The organism is Pandoraea sp. XJJ-1, assembly GCF_026802345.1.
GTDB classification, from domain to species: Bacteria; Pseudomonadota; Gammaproteobacteria; order Burkholderiales; family Burkholderiaceae; genus Pandoraea; species Pandoraea cepalis.
On record NZ_CP113827.1, the window covers coordinates 1838520 to 1853034 of the forward strand.

General features: G+C 64.2%; 13 protein-coding genes. 9 read left to right on the forward strand and 4 right to left on the reverse strand.

What is annotated here, in order from left to right; genetic code table 11:
* Positions 1–72 precede the first annotated feature (72 nt).
* The 6 genes from OYT13_RS08375 to OYT13_RS08400 are packed head-to-tail and all read left to right on the forward strand — an operon-like array spanning position 73 to position 5528.
* Entirely contained in the window at positions 73–738 is a 666-nt protein-coding gene (locus OYT13_RS08375) for a site-2 protease family protein (RefSeq protein WP_017232996.1), read from the forward strand.
* A gap of 25 nt (positions 739–763) precedes the next feature.
* A complete protein-coding gene (locus OYT13_RS08380; protein WP_017232997.1) occupies positions 764–1966 on the forward strand; it encodes a tryptophan--tRNA ligase in 1203 nt (400 codons plus the stop codon).
* Positions 1963–2601 carry a class I SAM-dependent methyltransferase gene (locus OYT13_RS08385; protein ID WP_017232998.1) on the forward strand — a complete coding sequence of 213 codons (639 nt, stop codon included), beginning with the start codon at positions 1963–1965 and terminating at the stop codon, positions 2599–2601. The genes OYT13_RS08380 and OYT13_RS08385 overlap by 4 nt, the downstream gene beginning before the upstream one ends.
* A gap of 15 nt (positions 2602–2616) precedes the next feature.
* The gene (dapA, locus tag OYT13_RS08390) at positions 2617–3534 is read left to right on the forward strand and encodes a 4-hydroxy-tetrahydrodipicolinate synthase (RefSeq protein WP_150551442.1); all 918 of its coding nucleotides are present in this window, start codon (positions 2617–2619) and stop codon (positions 3532–3534) included.
* 51 nt (positions 3535–3585) lie between these two features.
* Positions 3586–4728 carry an outer membrane protein assembly factor BamC gene (gene bamC / locus OYT13_RS08395; protein WP_026131774.1) on the forward strand — a complete coding sequence of 381 codons (1143 nt, stop codon included), beginning with the start codon at positions 3586–3588 and terminating at the stop codon, positions 4726–4728.
* An 8-nt stretch (positions 4729–4736) separates the two neighbouring features.
* Entirely contained in the window at positions 4737–5528 is a 792-nt protein-coding gene (locus OYT13_RS08400; RefSeq protein ID WP_268567585.1) for an MBL fold metallo-hydrolase, read from the forward strand.
* A gap of 120 nt (positions 5529–5648) precedes the next feature.
* Here the strand turns inward: OYT13_RS08400 and OYT13_RS08405 are convergent, their stop codons facing one another.
* Together OYT13_RS08405 and OYT13_RS08410 are read right to left on the reverse strand one after the other, a co-directional pair.
* Positions 5649–5885: a hypothetical protein gene (locus OYT13_RS08405; RefSeq protein WP_083902237.1), complete on the reverse strand. Its 237-nt coding sequence runs from the start codon at positions 5883–5885 to the stop codon at positions 5649–5651.
* A gap of 175 nt (positions 5886–6060) precedes the next feature.
* A complete protein-coding gene (locus OYT13_RS08410; protein ID WP_268567586.1) occupies positions 6061–7284 on the reverse strand; it encodes a ribosomal protein uL16 3-hydroxylase in 1224 nt (407 codons plus the stop codon).
* A gap of 130 nt (positions 7285–7414) precedes the next feature.
* Between OYT13_RS08410 and OYT13_RS08415 the strand changes: the two genes are divergently transcribed.
* The gene (locus tag OYT13_RS08415; protein ID WP_017233004.1) at positions 7415–7948 is read left to right on the forward strand and encodes an FKBP-type peptidyl-prolyl cis-trans isomerase; all 534 of its coding nucleotides are present in this window, start codon (positions 7415–7417) and stop codon (positions 7946–7948) included.
* Between the two features lie 151 nt (positions 7949–8099).
* On the opposite strand, the gene OYT13_RS08420 is transcribed toward OYT13_RS08415, so the two are convergent.
* Together OYT13_RS08420 and mutS are read right to left on the reverse strand one after the other, a co-directional pair.
* Positions 8100–9476 (reverse strand): hypothetical protein, encoded by a 1377-nt coding sequence (locus OYT13_RS08420; RefSeq protein ID WP_261938774.1) that lies wholly within the window; start codon positions 9474–9476, stop codon positions 8100–8102.
* A gap of 11 nt (positions 9477–9487) precedes the next feature.
* Positions 9488–12211: a DNA mismatch repair protein MutS gene (mutS, locus tag OYT13_RS08425; protein ID WP_268567587.1), complete on the reverse strand. Its 2724-nt coding sequence runs from the start codon at positions 12209–12211 to the stop codon at positions 9488–9490.
* A 308-nt stretch (positions 12212–12519) separates the two neighbouring features.
* On the opposite strand from mutS, the gene OYT13_RS08430 reads away from it, so the two are divergent.
* Positions 12520–12912 carry a hypothetical protein gene (locus OYT13_RS08430; RefSeq protein WP_268567588.1) on the forward strand — a complete coding sequence of 131 codons (393 nt, stop codon included), beginning with the start codon at positions 12520–12522 and terminating at the stop codon, positions 12910–12912.
* Positions 12913–14490 carry a diguanylate cyclase domain-containing protein gene (locus OYT13_RS08435; protein ID WP_268567589.1) on the forward strand — a complete coding sequence of 526 codons (1578 nt, stop codon included), beginning with the start codon at positions 12913–12915 and terminating at the stop codon, positions 14488–14490. It abuts the gene before it with no gap.
* The last annotated feature ends 25 nt before the right edge of the window (positions 14491–14515 follow it).

The following is a 14515-nucleotide window of genomic DNA, read 5'->3' on the forward strand; positions in this document are numbered from 1 at the left end:
CGGGCGCGTGTCGCCCGACTTACAATACGCGGTAATACTGGCGCGCAGGTCGGCTTGCTACAATACGCGGCTATGAATGCAGACCTGATCCAGACCGTTGCGGTCTACGCGCTCCCCGTCCTCTTCGCGATTACGCTGCATGAGGCCGCGCACGGCTATGTCGCAAAGTATTTTGGCGACCCCACGGCCTATCTGATGGGGCGCGTGACGCTCAATCCCCTCAAGCACATTGATCCGATCGGCACGGTGCTCGTGCCGCTTGCCCTCTACTTCATGACGAGCGGGGCGTTTCTGTTCGGCTATGCCAAGCCAGTGCCTGTGGCGTTCGGCAGCCTGCGCAATCCGCGCGTCGATACGATCTGGGTGGCGCTGGCCGGTCCGTTGTGCAACTTCGTCCAGGCAATACTGTGGGCTGTGTTCGGTGTAGGGCTGCAAATCGCCGGCGTTCACGAGCCGTTCTTCATGATGATGGCGCAGGCCGGTCTCCTGGTGAACCTCGTGATGTGCATGTTCAACCTGTTTCCGGTACCGCCGCTCGATGGCGGCCGCGTGCTCGTGTCGCTGCTGCCGGCGCGCGCAGCCTATCGCCTCTCCCGCGTCGAGCCCTATGGGTTCTTCATCGTGATGGCCCTGGTGGTGAGCGGTGTGCTCGGCCGTGTCTGGCTGTGGCCGCTGATTCAGTGGGGGCGTGACTTCATCGTCTGGATGCTCACGCCGCTGTTGTCGCTGATTTCCTGAAGTTTTTGCAGAATATAACGAGACCATGTATCCCGAACGCGTTTTCTCCGGCATGCGACCGACCGGTCGTCTCCACCTCGGCCATTATCATGGCGTGCTCAAGAACTGGATTCAGCTTCAGTCGGAATACCCGTGCTACTTCTGTGTGGTCGACTGGCACGCGCTCACCACGCACTACGAGACGCCGGAAGTCATCGAACAGAACGTATGGGACGTGCTGATCGACTGGCTTGCCGCAGGGATCGATCCGAATCAGGCCACGCTCTTCATCCAGAGCAAGGTGCCCGAGCATGCCGAGCTGGCGCTGCTCATCGGCATGAGCACGCCGCTGGGCTGGCTCGAGCGCGTGCCGACGTACAAGGAACAGATCGAGAAGCTCAGGGAGAAGGATCTCTCGACATACGGCTTCCTCGGGTATCCGGTGCTGATGGCGGCCGACATTCTGCTCTACCGCGCGCTGCACGTGCCGGTGGGGGAGGACCAGGTGCCGCACGTCGAAATGACGCGCGAAATTGCGCGCCGCTTCAACTATCTCTACGGCCGTGAAACCGGCTTCGAGGAAAAGGCGCTGGCCGCCGCACGCAAGCTCGGCGGCAAGCGCGCGAAGCTGTATCTCGAGCTCCGTACGGCGTACCAGGAGCAGGGCGACGACGAAGCGCTGGAACAGGCACGCGCGATGCTCTCCGAGTCGCAGTCGCTGTCCATGGGCGACCGCGAGCGACTCTTCGGCTATCTCGAAGGCGCACGCAAGCTGATTCTGGTCGAGCCGCAGGCGTTGCTCACGCCGGCGTCGCGCATGCCGGGACTCGACGGTCAGAAGATGTCGAAGTCGTATAACAACACCATTGGCTTGCGCGAAGACGCGGAATCGATCACCAAGAAGGTGCGCACAATGCCGACCGATCCCGCGCGCGTGCGTCGAACCGATCCGGGCGACCCGGAGAAGTGTCCGGTGTGGCAACTGCATCAGGTCTATTGCGACAGCGACACGCGCGACTGGGTGCAGAAGGGCTGCCGCAGCGCAGGGATCGGGTGTATCGAGTGCAAGCAGCCGGTCATCGAAGGCATTCTGCGCGAGCAGCAACCGATGCTCGAACGCGCCCAGAAGTACGTCGACGATCCGTCGCTGCTGCGCGCCATCGTGGCCGATGGATGTGAGAAGGCGCGACGGTCCGCGCAGGAGATCATGCGCGACGTGCGTGAAGCGATGGGGCTGCAATATTCATGACGAACGCGCTCGCTCCCGGCGTGTTGCACGGCGGTAGTGCGCACGGTACTGGCGCGCCGTCGCCGTGGCTGGTGCGCTGGGCGCATCTGATGCCGTCGGGCGGCCGCGCACTCGATCTGGCCTGCGGTCAAGGACGCCACGCGCGTTGGCTCGCGTCGCGCGGCATGCATGTCATCGCCGTGGATCGCGACGAGGCGGCGCTTGCCACGATGTCAATGCTGGCGAACGTGACGACGCTGACGGCCGACCTGGAAGGCGCGCCGTGGCCGTTGGCCGAGGGCGAGCGCTTCGATGCCGTCATCGTAACGAACTATTTGCATCGACCGCTCTTCTCGCGTATCGCGGCCAGTGTCGCGCCGGGCGGCGTGCTGATTTACGAAACCTTTGCGCAGGGAAACGAACGGTACGGAAAGCCGTCCAATCCGCAGTTTCTGTTGGCTCCCGGTGAATTGTTCGACGTGGCGCGCGAGGCCGGTTTGCGTGTGGCGGGGTTCGAGGATGTCACGTTGGCGGCGCCGCGTGCGGCGTGCGTGCAGCGCGTGTGCGCCACGCGTGCCGCCCCCGGGGAAAACCCCGGCAATGCCGCCCTGTACGAGCCGGCGGCGGAATCCGCTACAATCCACCCTTATCGCTGAATTGTTCGATCAACCATGACTACCCAAACTCCGATGCAAGGCAGTATCGTCGCGATCGTCACCCCGATGGCAGAGGACGGCAGCCTTGACCGTGAAGCACTGCGTAACCTGATCAACTGGCACGCCGACGAAGGCACCGACGGCATCGTGATCGTCGGCACGTCGGGCGAATCGCCGACGGTCAACGTCGAGGAGCACTGCGAACTCATCGAGATCGCCGTGCAGCAAGCCGCACAAGCCGGCGAGTCGCGCGGTCGCAAACTGCCGGTGATTGCCGGCACGGGCGGCAACTCGACGGCGGAAGCCATCGAACTTACGAAACATGCAAAGCAGGTGGGCGCCGACGCGTCGCTGCAGGTCGTGCCGTACTACAACAAGCCCACGCAGGAAGGCCAGTACCAGCACTTCCGCGCCATTGCCGAAGCCGTCGAGCTGCCGGTCATTCTTTATAATGTGCCCGGCCGCACCGTGGCGGATGCCAGCAACGACACGCTGCTGCGTCTGGCGCAAGTGCCTGGCATCGTTGGCGTGAAAGACGCCACGGGCAATCTGGATCGCGGCATCGACCTGATCCGGCGTGCCCCGAAGAGCTTCGCCGTGTACAGCGGCGACGACCTGACGGCTGTTGCGCTCATGCTCATGGGCGGTCAGGGTAATATCTCGGTCACTGCCAACGTGGCACCGCGTGCGATGCACGAGTTGTGCGTGGCTGCGCTGGCCGGCAATGTGGCCAAGGCGCGGGAACTGCAATTCCAGTTGTTCGAACTGCACCGCGCCATGTTCGTCGAAGCCAATCCGATCCCCGTGAAGTGGGCGCTGCAACAGATGGGCATGATCGCGTCGGGCATCCGCCTGCCGCTCACGCCGCTGGCGCAGCCTTACCACGACACGGTGCTTGGTGCCCTCAAGTCGGCCAACATCGCCGTTGTCTAACCGGTCGTTCCGGCACCCGGGTTCGATTGCCCACCCCTTTTTTTGCGACTCATGAAACGAATCGTCAGTAATTCCGTAGCTCGTCCCGTGCTGGCATGGGCCGCTATTGCCTCGTTGGCCCTCGTCGCCGGATGCAGTTCGCTCTCGAGCGCCTTGTCCTCGGACAAGGTCGATTACAAGAGCTCGAAGACCGGCCCCTCGCTCGACGTCCCGCCGGATCTGACGAACGTCCAGGCGACCGACCGGAAGTACGTGTCGCCGGCCGGCATCGCCACGCTGTCGACCTACGAGAACCAGCAGAAGGTCGTCGCGGCCAACCCGACGGACACGGTGCTGCCGGCGGTGCCCGGTATGAAGGTCGTGCGCGACGGCAACGAGCGCTGGCTGGTGATTCAGAAGGCACCGAGCGACCTGTGGCCGACGTTGCGTGAATTCTGGCAAGAGAACGGCTTTGTGCTGACGATCGATTCGCCGGACACGGGCGTGATGGAAACCGATTGGGCGGAAAACCGCGCCAAGCTGAATCAGGACATCATCCGCGATCTGCTCGGCAAGGTGCTCGACAGCCTGTATTCGACCGGCGAACGCGATCGCTTCCGCACGCGCGTGGAACGTGATCCGAATGGCGGTACGGACGTCTACATCACGCACCGCCGCATGGTGGAAGTGTTCACGAACGCGCAGAAGGACACGACCAAGTGGGAGCCGGCGCCGAACGATCCGGGTCTCGAGGCGATCTTCCTGACCAAGTTGATGCAGCGCTTTGGCGTGCAGGCCGATCAGGCCAAGGAGCAAGTCGAAGGTGCCAAGGCGGGCGGCCCGTCGAGCCAGATCGTGAAGACGGCCGACGCCGCGTATCTCGACATCAACGAGCCGTTCGATCGGGCCTGGCGCCGTGTCGGCGTGGCGCTTGATCGCGGTAACTTCACCGTGGACGATCGCGACCGAGCGAAGGGCATTTACTTCGTGAGCTACGTGGATCCGGCATCGCTGGCGAAGGACAACGGTTTCTTCTACAGCTTGTTCCATGCGAAGGAAGTGCAGGACAGCAAGAAGGCCAAAAAGCTTAGCGTGAACGTGCAGGGGCGCGGCGATAGCCAGACCCGTGTGCAGGTGCTCGACGATAAGGGTAACGTCGATAACTCGCAGATCGCACAGACGATCATCAGTGTGATCGGCAACCAACTCCGTTAAGGCGGGGCGTGCGGTTCGCCAGTCTTGGCAGTGGCAGCGAAGGCAATGCCCTGCTGGTGGAGGCGTCGGAAGGCGCCTCCACGACACGCATTCTCCTCGATTGCGGTTTCTCGATGCGGGAGGTCGAGCGGCGCCTGACGGCACGCGCGATCGACGTGGCGTCGCTCGACGCCATTGTCATCACCCACGAGCATGCCGACCACATCGGCAGCGCACTTTCCCTCACTCGCAAGTACCGGATTCCCCTCATCATGAGCTGGGGAACGGGGCGGGCCGTCAAGGTTCACGCCACGCTCAAGGGCGAGGGCGACGCGGCCCTCGTGCGCTGGTGCCGCGCCGATGAGCGGCTCGCCGTGGGCGCTATCGAGCTTCATCCTTACACGGTGCCTCACGACGCGCGCGAGCCGCTGCAGTTCGTGTTTTCCGACGGCGCACGCCGTTTGGGTGTGCTCACGGATGCGGGGTGCGCGACGGCGCATCTGGTCGCGGCACTGGGTGGCTGCGATGCGCTGGTGCTCGAATGCAACCACGACCGAGACATGCTGGCGAACAGCAAGTATCCGGCATCGCTCAAGGCGCGCATTGGCGGCACCTATGGCCATTTGGCGAACGACGCGGCGGCGGAGATTCTGGGAGCGATCGACCGGAGGAAGCTGCAGCGCGTGATCGGTGCGCATTTGAGCGAGCAGAACAATACGCCCGAGCTGGCGATGGCGGCGATGTCGTCAGTCATCGGCTCGGCGGGCACCGAGATCCTCGTGGCGACGCAGGCGGGGGGCTTCGATTGGCTGACGTGCTAGCGATACAGGACGTGACTTGATGCAGGCAGGGTGCCTGAGTTGAGCGCGAAGCGTTGCGACAAACAAAAAAGCCGGTCTTTCGACCGGCTTTTTTCTCAACTGCCTTGCGGCAGCGAGCGCTTACTTGCTGGCAGCAGCGTCAGCAGCCGAAGCAACGGCATCAGCAGCAGCACCGGCAGCCGAAGCAGCCGAGTCAGCAGCAGCGCCGACAGCCGAAGCGGCCGAAGCAGCCGAATCCGCAACAGCAGCGGCAGCAGCCGAAGCCGTGTCAGCGGCCGGTGCAGCGGCTTCTTCCTTCTTGCCGCAGGCGGTCAGGGCGATAGCCAACAACGAAGCGACGAGGAGAGACTTCTTCATGATCACGTCCTTTTATGGTAGAAGACAAGCGAATGAATATTAATTACGGTAATACGCTCTTGCCAGCGCAAAGCCGATTGCGAGACATTGGCAATTGAGGATTACCCTTGGTCATGCAAGCTGCTTGGCGAGAAATTATATTGGGTTTTCCCCAACCCGTCACGTCAATCTCGCGTCATTTCTCCGCTTTTTTCCTTACGGCGCGCAACTTTAGCGGGGTCTTCCGGTCACTTTCCACCTGCAGCCACCCGGAAGCATACCAATCGTACAGAATTTCGACGATTTCTTGGTCTTTTTGCCCCAAATTCGCACATTCGCCTGCATTTAACTGACGACGGTCAGCGAGGCGCCGCAAGGTCGCGCGCGCATCGACAGGGACGTCGAGCGGCTCGCCGTTGACGTAATATCGGTTGCGTCGATACAACAAGTGCGTCTTGGGCGAGAGGGTCAAGCCGCGCGCAGCCGCTTCGCGCACGAATCTTGTCGCCGAAAGCGGGGTCTCCGGCGGATCGAAAAACACATGCGACTTGGGCTCGCTCAGCCAACACCCAAGGAAATCCTCGACCTCTTTTTGTCCCCAGCGTACTTTTTCGAGCTGCGCCACAAGCGTCTCGATCATGGCATCGGGTAGCGCAGCCGGATGTTTGACGGCCGATTGTCCCGGGTCGGCGTAACGGCCCGCAAAATGGCGGGCGAACGGTAGTGCGGGCGCGTTTTCCGCGAGGTAGTACAGAAAGTTCTGAAGCATTTCCTGCTCCAGCGGCGCGCGAAAGCCGATTGAGTAGGTCATGCACTCGCCTTGCGCTACGCCATCGTGCGCATAGCCCGGCGGCAGATACAGCATGTCGCCCGGTTCCAGTACCCACTCCTCTTCGGCCTCGAAGTGCTTCAGGATGCGCAACGGCACGCCATCGAGCCACGTGGTGTCGCGCTGCGGTCCGATACGCCAGCGTCGCTTGCCATGCGCCTGCAGCAAAAAAACGTCGTAGGAATCGAGGTGCGGGCCGACGCCGCCGCCGTCGGTGGCGTAGCTGATCATTACGTCGTCCAGACGCGCGTCGGGAACGAAGCGAAACTGTTGCATGAGCGCGTCGACCGCCGGCGAGTGGAGATTCGCCCCCTGTACGAGCAGCGTCCATTGCTTGCGACTCAACGGGGGCAGATCATCGGGCTCGAACGGCCCATGTTCGAGTTGCCAACGTTTGCGGGCATGGCTGATCAATCGGGATTCAACGTCGTCCCGCGCCGCCAGCGTGAACAGCGCGTCGCGCGAGAGCGGCGCCGTGAAGCCGGGAATGGCCTGCCGGATGAGGAGCGGACGCTTGTGCCAGTAGCGCTTCATGAATGCGTCCGGCGCGAGGCCGCCGAGCAGAGGCGAGGGGGTGCGGGATGTCGTCATGGGTGGATCAATGCATCAAGAGAGGGCTGCGCCATGCACGCCGTTGTACGATTCAAGGTGGCGTTGGCTTGCGCGCGGGGCGATGTCATGCAGCTGCGCGTATAATGCGGGCTGTTTTTCGGAGAGTTTGATGAAGATCGAAAAGAATACCGTCGTCTCGGTAACTTACAAGTTGTCGGACGCTCAGGGCAACCTGATCGAAGAAAGCGGCGCCGAGCCGATGGTTTACCTGCACGGCGGATATGATGGCACGTTCCCCAAGATCGAGGAAGCGCTCGACGGGCAGGACGTGGGCTATGAAACGCAGCTGCAACTGGAACCGTCCGACGCGTTCGGCGACTACGATCCCGAGATGATCAAGATCGAAGCGCGTGGTCGTTTCCCGGATCCGCTCGAAGTCGGCATGCAGTTCGAAGGCTCGCCGGAAGATGGCGACGAGGAGGCCGACACGCTGATCTACACGGTGACCGACGTTGCCGAAGACAAGGTCGTGCTCGATGGCAATCACCCGCTCGCGGGCATGGCACTGCGTTTCGAGCTGAAGGTGGCCGACGTGCGTCAGGCGACGGAAGAAGAAATCGAGCACCAGCACGCCCATGGCGCGTCGGGGCTTGAAGTTGTCGACGAAGACGAAGATCAGGACGACGCGCCCACGCTGCATTGAGGCTGACGCGTCGCGCTGCCCGCTGCCGCCGGATGGCGCATGGCCGGGCAAGTGACGCAAGACGCACACGCCGTACGCGGGCTTACGCCGAATCAGGCGTATTGCGACATGCAATGCGCCTGGTTCGGCGTTTGCGTTTTCAGGCGAGCATTCAGTTGCCGCGCCCGGGGGTGCGCGTCCCCGTGTTCGGATGGAGCGCCGGCCCGATGGGCATGACCCCTTGATTGGGATCCGACGCGGCCGGGCCCAGGTCGTTCGACATGCCGGACGACGGGTAGAGTGCCGAATAGGGCGCTGCGTAGGGCAGTGCGTGGGGCAAGCTGCCGGATGTCGGCGCTGCCGCACCGGCAGGGGTTCCGCCGGGCGCCGGTGTTGCGCCGCCGCGCGGAGTGTTAGGTGCCGCGGTGCTATTGGACGGTAGTGTCACCCCCTCGAAACGGAAGAGCGGCGACGCTCCCGGATCGACCTGCACGCGCACCCATCGATTCGCGGTTGGCGAGCCGTAGGTGCTCAGTTGGGTGAACGACTTCACCGGTGCGCCGTGGGCATCGCGCAGCGGTTGCACGTGGCGCATTGTCTTGCCGCTGTCGATGAGCAGCACCGGTCCTTTGAAGCGATTCGTGAGCCGTAGCAACTGCGTCCGGAATTCCTTGAAGCCGTCGACGCCGTGGCGTCCCACGCGATCCGAGAAAAGACTTCCCAGCCCTGCGCGTCGCGCCGGTTCGAACGCGGGATCGGCCTGCGCAATGATGACCATGCCGACCGCATCCTTCTGCTTCGCGTAGACGAGCGCATGCTGCAGCCAGACGCGCGTCGCCACGGCCCGATCCTCGAATTCGCCGTTACGTCCCCCCGCCGAGCGGTAATTGTTGTTGTTGCCGGGCAGATTCAGGCCGACGAATACCACGCCGTTATAGAACCATCGCACATTTTCGTGATACTGGCGAAAGCGTGCCATGTCGCTTTGACGCGTGAGATCGAGTGGCGCGTGACCCACGGGGCCGGGGCCGAGCAACGCATCGTCGCTGAACGCTTGATCGCGCAGGAAGTCGAGCCGCTCCACGGGGTTGTAGCCGCCCTCAGTGGCGCGCTGGCAATCGGCCCAGTCGTTCGCCCCAGGTACGTAGATGAGCGGCTTGGGCGAACTGGCGAGAAGTCTCAGGCGCTGCGTGACGAGTTCGTCGCGACACGACTCTGTCACGCTTTTGAGATTGCCCGCATGGACGACGAACACGGCCTGACTGTCACCAATGCTCGCGAGCACGTTGCGCACCACCGGCACCTCCGTGTTGCCGAAGGGGGTGTTGCCCAGCACCGCGAATTCGAACGGTGGCGGCTTGCGCGGGCCTTTGGCGCCGGGCTTTGCCGCTGTCTTCCCCCTGGACGTCGTGGCCATCCTGGCGTTTGCCGATGCGGCCGTCGTCGGTGCGGTGCCCGTGACGAGCGCGAACGCGAGCGCCAAGAGGCACACGGCGCGCAGGCCGTGGCTAGTGTGACGAGGGGCGCGCAGGCGAGGCAGGCTCGGCATGAGGGGCGACGTCAGTGCTTGCGGCCGTCCATCAGGCCGCGCAGTTCATACAGCAGCTCGAGCGCTTCGCGCGGGCGCAACTCGTCGGGATCGATCTGCGACAGACGTGCCAACGTCGCCTCGGCGGCGGGATCGAGGGCGGCGGCACTGTGCGTCGAGCCACGGCTGCCCTGCGTCACGAGCGGGCCGTTCGACGCGCTATCCAAGGCGTCCTCCGACGGGTCATCGACGCCGGCATCGACCGGCGCTCGTGGCGCAAACAGATCGAGTTGTGGGGCGGCAGGATCGAGCGCCTGCTGCTCGAGTAACGCGAGATGCTTGCGCGCCGCGCGAATGACTGGCATCGGCACCCCGGCAAGTTGCGCGACCTGCAATCCGTAGCTCTGACTGGCTGGACCGTCCTGCACCGCGTGTAGAAACACAATCCCTTCGCCGTGCTCCACGGCGGACAGATGCACGTTCGCGCATTGCGCAAACTCATCGGGCAGTTGGGTCAGTTCGAAGTAGTGGGTAGCGAACAGCGTGTAGCTGCGATTGTGCCCAAGCAGATGCCGCGCAATCGCCCAGGCCAGCGCGAGACCGTCGAACGTTGACGTGCCGCGCCCGATCTCGTCCATCAGTACCAGACTCTGGTCGGTCGCCGTGTGCAGAATCGCAGCCGACTCGGTCATCTCGACCATGAACGTCGAACGCCCGCCCGCGAGGTCGTCCGACGCGCCAATTCGCGTAAAGATGGCGTCGAGCGGGCCAAGTCGCACCGCCTCGGCGGGCACGTAGCCGCCGACGTAAGCGAGCAGGGCGATGAGGGCGGTCTGACGCATGAAGGTCGACTTGCCGCCCATGTTCGGGCCGGTGATGAGCAGCAGGCGGCGCGCGTCGCCCAGCGAGCAGTCGTTGGCGATGAAGCGCTCCACTTGTCGTTCGACGACCGGGTGGCGACCCTGGCGAATGTCGACCACGCGATCCTCCACCAGCTCGGGCTTGACCCAGCCGAGCGTTTCGGCACGCTCGGCCAGCGCGGCGAGAACGTCCAACTGGGCGAGCGCCTGCGCGATGCGTTTGAACTCGGTGATATGCGGTAGCAGGGCTTGCATCAGCGCGTCGTACAGCAGTTTCTCCCGCGCGAGCGAGCGCTCCTGCGCGGACAAGGCCTTGTCCTCGAACGTCTTGAGCTCCGGCGTAATATAGCGCTCGGCATTTTTTAGCGTCTGGCGGCGGCGATAGTCGTCGGGCACCTTGTCGGTCTGGCCGCGCGTGACTTCGATGTAGAAGCCATGCACCTTGTTGAACTCGACCCGCAAATTGTTGATGCCGGTGCGCGCACGCTCGCGCGTTTCCAGATCGATGAGGAACTGGCCGCAGTTCTCCGAGATATCGCGCAGTTCGTCGAGATCGGCATCGTGACCGCGCGCGATGACGCCGCCGTCGCGCAGCATGGCCGCCGGTTCTTCGGCGATGGCGCCCGTGAGCATGGCCAGCGCAGCCTCGGGAATCGCGAGGTCTTCGTGCAGCATCGCAAGCAGCGGCGAACGCGCTTCGACGGCACGCAGCGTGGTGTGCAGTTCGGGCAGGCGGCGCAACGCGTCGCGCAGACTCGATAAATCGCGTGGCCGCGCGGTGAGCAGCGCCAGGCGGGCCGTGATTCGCTCGACGTCCGCCACATGCCGCAATTCGCTGTGCAGCGCGCGCCACGTGCCCGGGCCTTCGAGCAGCGTCGCAATGGCCAGTTGGCGCGACTGCGGCACCTGCTGATCGCGCATCGGATGATGCAGCCAGTGGCGCATCAGCCGGCTGCCCATCGTGGTGCCGCAAGTGTCGAGCAGCGAGAGCAGCGTGGGCGATTCGGTGCCCCGCAGCGTTTCGGTGAGTTCCAGGTTGCGCCGCGTGGCCGCGTCGAGGCCAATATAGGCGGCTTCCCGCTCCACGTTCAGACTTTGCACATGGCGCAAGGACTGGCCCTGCGTGGCCGCTGCGTACTGCAGCAATGCGCCGGCTGCGCCGAGCGCCGGGTTCAGGCCGTCGCAGCCGAAGGCCGTCAGGCTCGCGACACCCAGTTGATCGCGCAGGCGTTGCGTGCCGGCGGCCGTGTCGAAGTGCCAGTCGGGCACGCGCGTCGTGGTGCCGAGGGAGAAGCCCTCGAAGGCTTCGAGGGCGCTGTCGGGCACCAGCGTCTCGGCCGGGCGGATGCGCTCCAGCTCGCGCGGCAGCTTGTCAGCGGCGACTTCCATCAGGCGCAGCTCGCCACTGGCGAGCGAGAGCCAGGCGAGGCCGGCGACGCGTTCGCTGGCGCGTCGCGCCGGCGGCATGTGTACGGCCAGCAGATACTGGTCGACCTTGTCGCTGAGCAAGGCGGCGTCGGTCAGCGTGCCGGGCGTGACGATGCGCACGACCTTGCGCTCGACCGGCCCCTTGGCGGTGGCGGGATCGCCGATCTGCTCGCAGATAGCCACCGACTCGCCGAGCTTGACGAGCTTGCCGAGGTATTGCTCCACGGCGTGATGCGGCACACCGGCCATGCGAATCGGTTGTCCGCCCGACTGGCCCCGCGCGGTGAGCGTCAGGTCGAGCAGTCGTGCCGCTTTGGCTGCGTCGTCGTGGAACAGCTCGTAGAAATCGCCCATGCGATAGAAGACGAGCATGTTCGGATGGTCGGCCTTGATGCGCGTGTACTGCTGCATCATCGGCGTCATCGGTGCAGCGGCGGCGGGGGTGGCTTGGGCTTGGGTGCTCGTCATGAATTCGGTCGGGTCGGGCAGATCGGGTCACGAGGGGGGCGGGGAGACCCTGCCGGCGTGCGATACCGCGCCGATTCAGCGTGGCGCGCGCCGCGTCGCCCCCTCGTGGCGCGTTGGATGCGCAATTTTACGACGGGTTCGGCGAACATCGTTAGCCGTCGTCCGGCAATGTCGCAAGTGAGTGTCGATGAGTTTGTTACACGAAGGCGGCAAATTTTGCTCAAGTTTCCAGAAAATGTGCCGTTTCGGGGGTAAGCACCCGCAAAAATGAACAAAAAGCATCGCAAGCTACTTTCGCACGGGCCAGTATGGTGAAGTCGTTGAAGGGACGGGTCGCGGCCACGACGGCCCTGGTCTCGATGATATTGATCGTCGGCGTCGCCGTCGGCATCGAATTCTTCGTCTATGGGGAGTTGCGAAGCTCGATGCAGGCGCAGCTCGACACACAGGTCCAGCTCGTGGCCGAACAGCTCGATGACAAGATGCGCGGGAAGTTTCTCGCCCTGCATCGCATGGCGCGCCACCTTGGCCATCCGGACGCGATGACGCTCGCCCAGTTCGACGCCTTCGCCAACATGTCGGTGTCGATGCCCGAGACCTTCAACACGATTTTCGTCGCCGCGCCCGACGGCCGTATGCGCTACGACTCGACGTTCCCCGCCACGGCGATCAACATTGCCGATCGCGACTATTTCCGGTAGGTGCTCGCGGGCGCGCCGCAGGCGGCGTCCGGACTGATCGCGGGCAGGATCACCCGTTCGCCGGGCATTATCCTCGCGGTACCCGTCGTGGACGCGCAGGGCAAGACGATTGCCGTGATCGGCGGCGCGATCAATCTGCTGCGGCAAAACTTCATGGTCGATCTGGCGAGCAATGCGATCGGCGCGACCGGCCGCTACTGCGTGACGACGAATGAAAATCCCGCGCGCTATGTCATTCAGGCGGACGTGACGAAAATTCTCTCGCCCGTCGGCCCGGCGCAGACGCTCTGCGGCGTGCGTGATCCGGGGCCGAACCCTCTCTTGCGCATGCATCCGTTGGTGGCGCGCGCGACCATGGCCACGACCGGCTGGTCGGTTGTCGCAGTGTTGCCCGGGGCTGAAGCGTTCGATCCACTAGCGCGCGTGCGGCGTCGCGTGATCCTGCTCGCGATCGCGGCGATCGGGCTGGCCGCGTTCGCGATGTGGTGGATGGCGCGGCACATGCTGCGTCCGCTCGATACACTGCGCGACCTCGTGCAGCGCAGCGCCGGCGACATGCGCGCAGTGCAGTCGCTGCCTGTCCAGCGTGCCGACGAGATCGGGGCGCTCGCGAACGCGTTTCGCGACATGATGGAGCAACTGCGCGATCGTACCGAGGCGCTCGAGGGCTCGCGCGAGGCGGCGCGGGCGAGTGTGCGCCACATGCAGGAAATTGCGGATCGGGTGCCCTATCTCGTCGCGTTTCTCGACAGCAACGAGCGCTTTGCGTTCGTGAATCGGGCCTGTGAACTGCGGTTGCGGCGGCCGCGTGAGCGCATTCTCGGGGCGACGGCGAGCGAGCTGCTCGGCTCATCGCTCTATCGCGAGTTCGCGCCGCATCTCGCCCGGGCATTCGCGGGCGAAGCCGCCACGTTCATCTGGGATTTTGGCGACGACGCGGCGTTCCGCTGCTTCGAGGTGAGCTATCAGCCGGAATGGGCCATGCACGATGTCCTTGCCGGCGTTCATGTGTTTGTCCGCGATATCACCGTCGAGCGCTCGAACGAGCGGCGCTGGCGGCGCGAATCGCACACCGATCACCTGACGGGGCTGCTCAATCGCAAGGGCTTCGATCAGGCGCTGGCGGGTGCGTTGCGCGTGGCGCGCGAGGGGGGCGGCGCGCAGGCTCTGCTGTTCGTCGATCTGGATCGCTTCAAGCTCGTCAACGATACGTGGGGGCATGCGCTCGGCGACGAGTTGCTGCGGCGTCTGGCCAAACGGCTGGTCGCGAGCGTGCGCGAGGGCGACGTCATTGCCCGCTTCGGTGGCGACGAATTCGCCGTCATCATGCGTGACGTGCAGGATATTCTCGATGTGGAGCGCACGGCCATGTCGATTCTCGATGCAACGTCGCGGCCGATGTCGCTGTCCGTCGGGGCCGTTACGGTGGGGGCGTGCGTGGGCGTTGCGATGGTCGCGAGCGGTGAAGTCAAGACGCCCGACATGATGTTCGACGCGGCGGACCGCGCGCTGTACGACGCCAAGCATGGTGGCCGCGGACGCTTCGTGCTCGGCGACGGTGCATGCGTGGCGGATTAGGCACAACCAATCGAATGCGCGACAG

Excerpts from the sequence above, each read along its gene's own strand:
- OYT13_RS08375 (WP_017232996.1), top strand. The coding sequence starts at position 73 with ATGAATGCAGACCTGATCCAGACCGTTGCGGTCTACGCGCTCCCCGTC.
- OYT13_RS08380 (WP_017232997.1), top strand. The coding sequence starts at position 764 with ATGTATCCCGAACGCGTTTTCTCCGGCATGCGACCGACCGGTCGTCTC.
- OYT13_RS08385 (WP_017232998.1), top strand. The coding sequence starts at position 1,963 with ATGACGAACGCGCTCGCTCCCGGCGTGTTGCACGGCGGTAGTGCGCAC.
- dapA (WP_150551442.1), top strand. The coding sequence starts at position 2,617 with ATGACTACCCAAACTCCGATGCAAGGCAGTATCGTCGCGATCGTCACC.
- bamC (WP_026131774.1), top strand. The coding sequence starts at position 3,586 with ATGAAACGAATCGTCAGTAATTCCGTAGCTCGTCCCGTGCTGGCATGG.
- OYT13_RS08405 (WP_083902237.1), bottom strand. The coding sequence starts at position 5,885 with ATGAAGAAGTCTCTCCTCGTCGCTTCGTTGTTGGCTATCGCCCTGACC.
- OYT13_RS08410 (WP_268567586.1), bottom strand. The coding sequence starts at position 7,284 with ATGACGACATCCCGCACCCCCTCGCCTCTGCTCGGCGGCCTCGCGCCG.
- OYT13_RS08415 (WP_017233004.1), top strand. The coding sequence starts at position 7,415 with ATGAAGATCGAAAAGAATACCGTCGTCTCGGTAACTTACAAGTTGTCG.
- OYT13_RS08420 (WP_261938774.1), bottom strand. The coding sequence starts at position 9,476 with ATGCCGAGCCTGCCTCGCCTGCGCGCCCCTCGTCACACTAGCCACGGC.
- mutS (WP_268567587.1), bottom strand. The coding sequence starts at position 12,211 with ATGACGAGCACCCAAGCCCAAGCCACCCCCGCCGCCGCTGCACCGATG.
- OYT13_RS08430 (WP_268567588.1), top strand. The coding sequence starts at position 12,520 with ATGGTGAAGTCGTTGAAGGGACGGGTCGCGGCCACGACGGCCCTGGTC.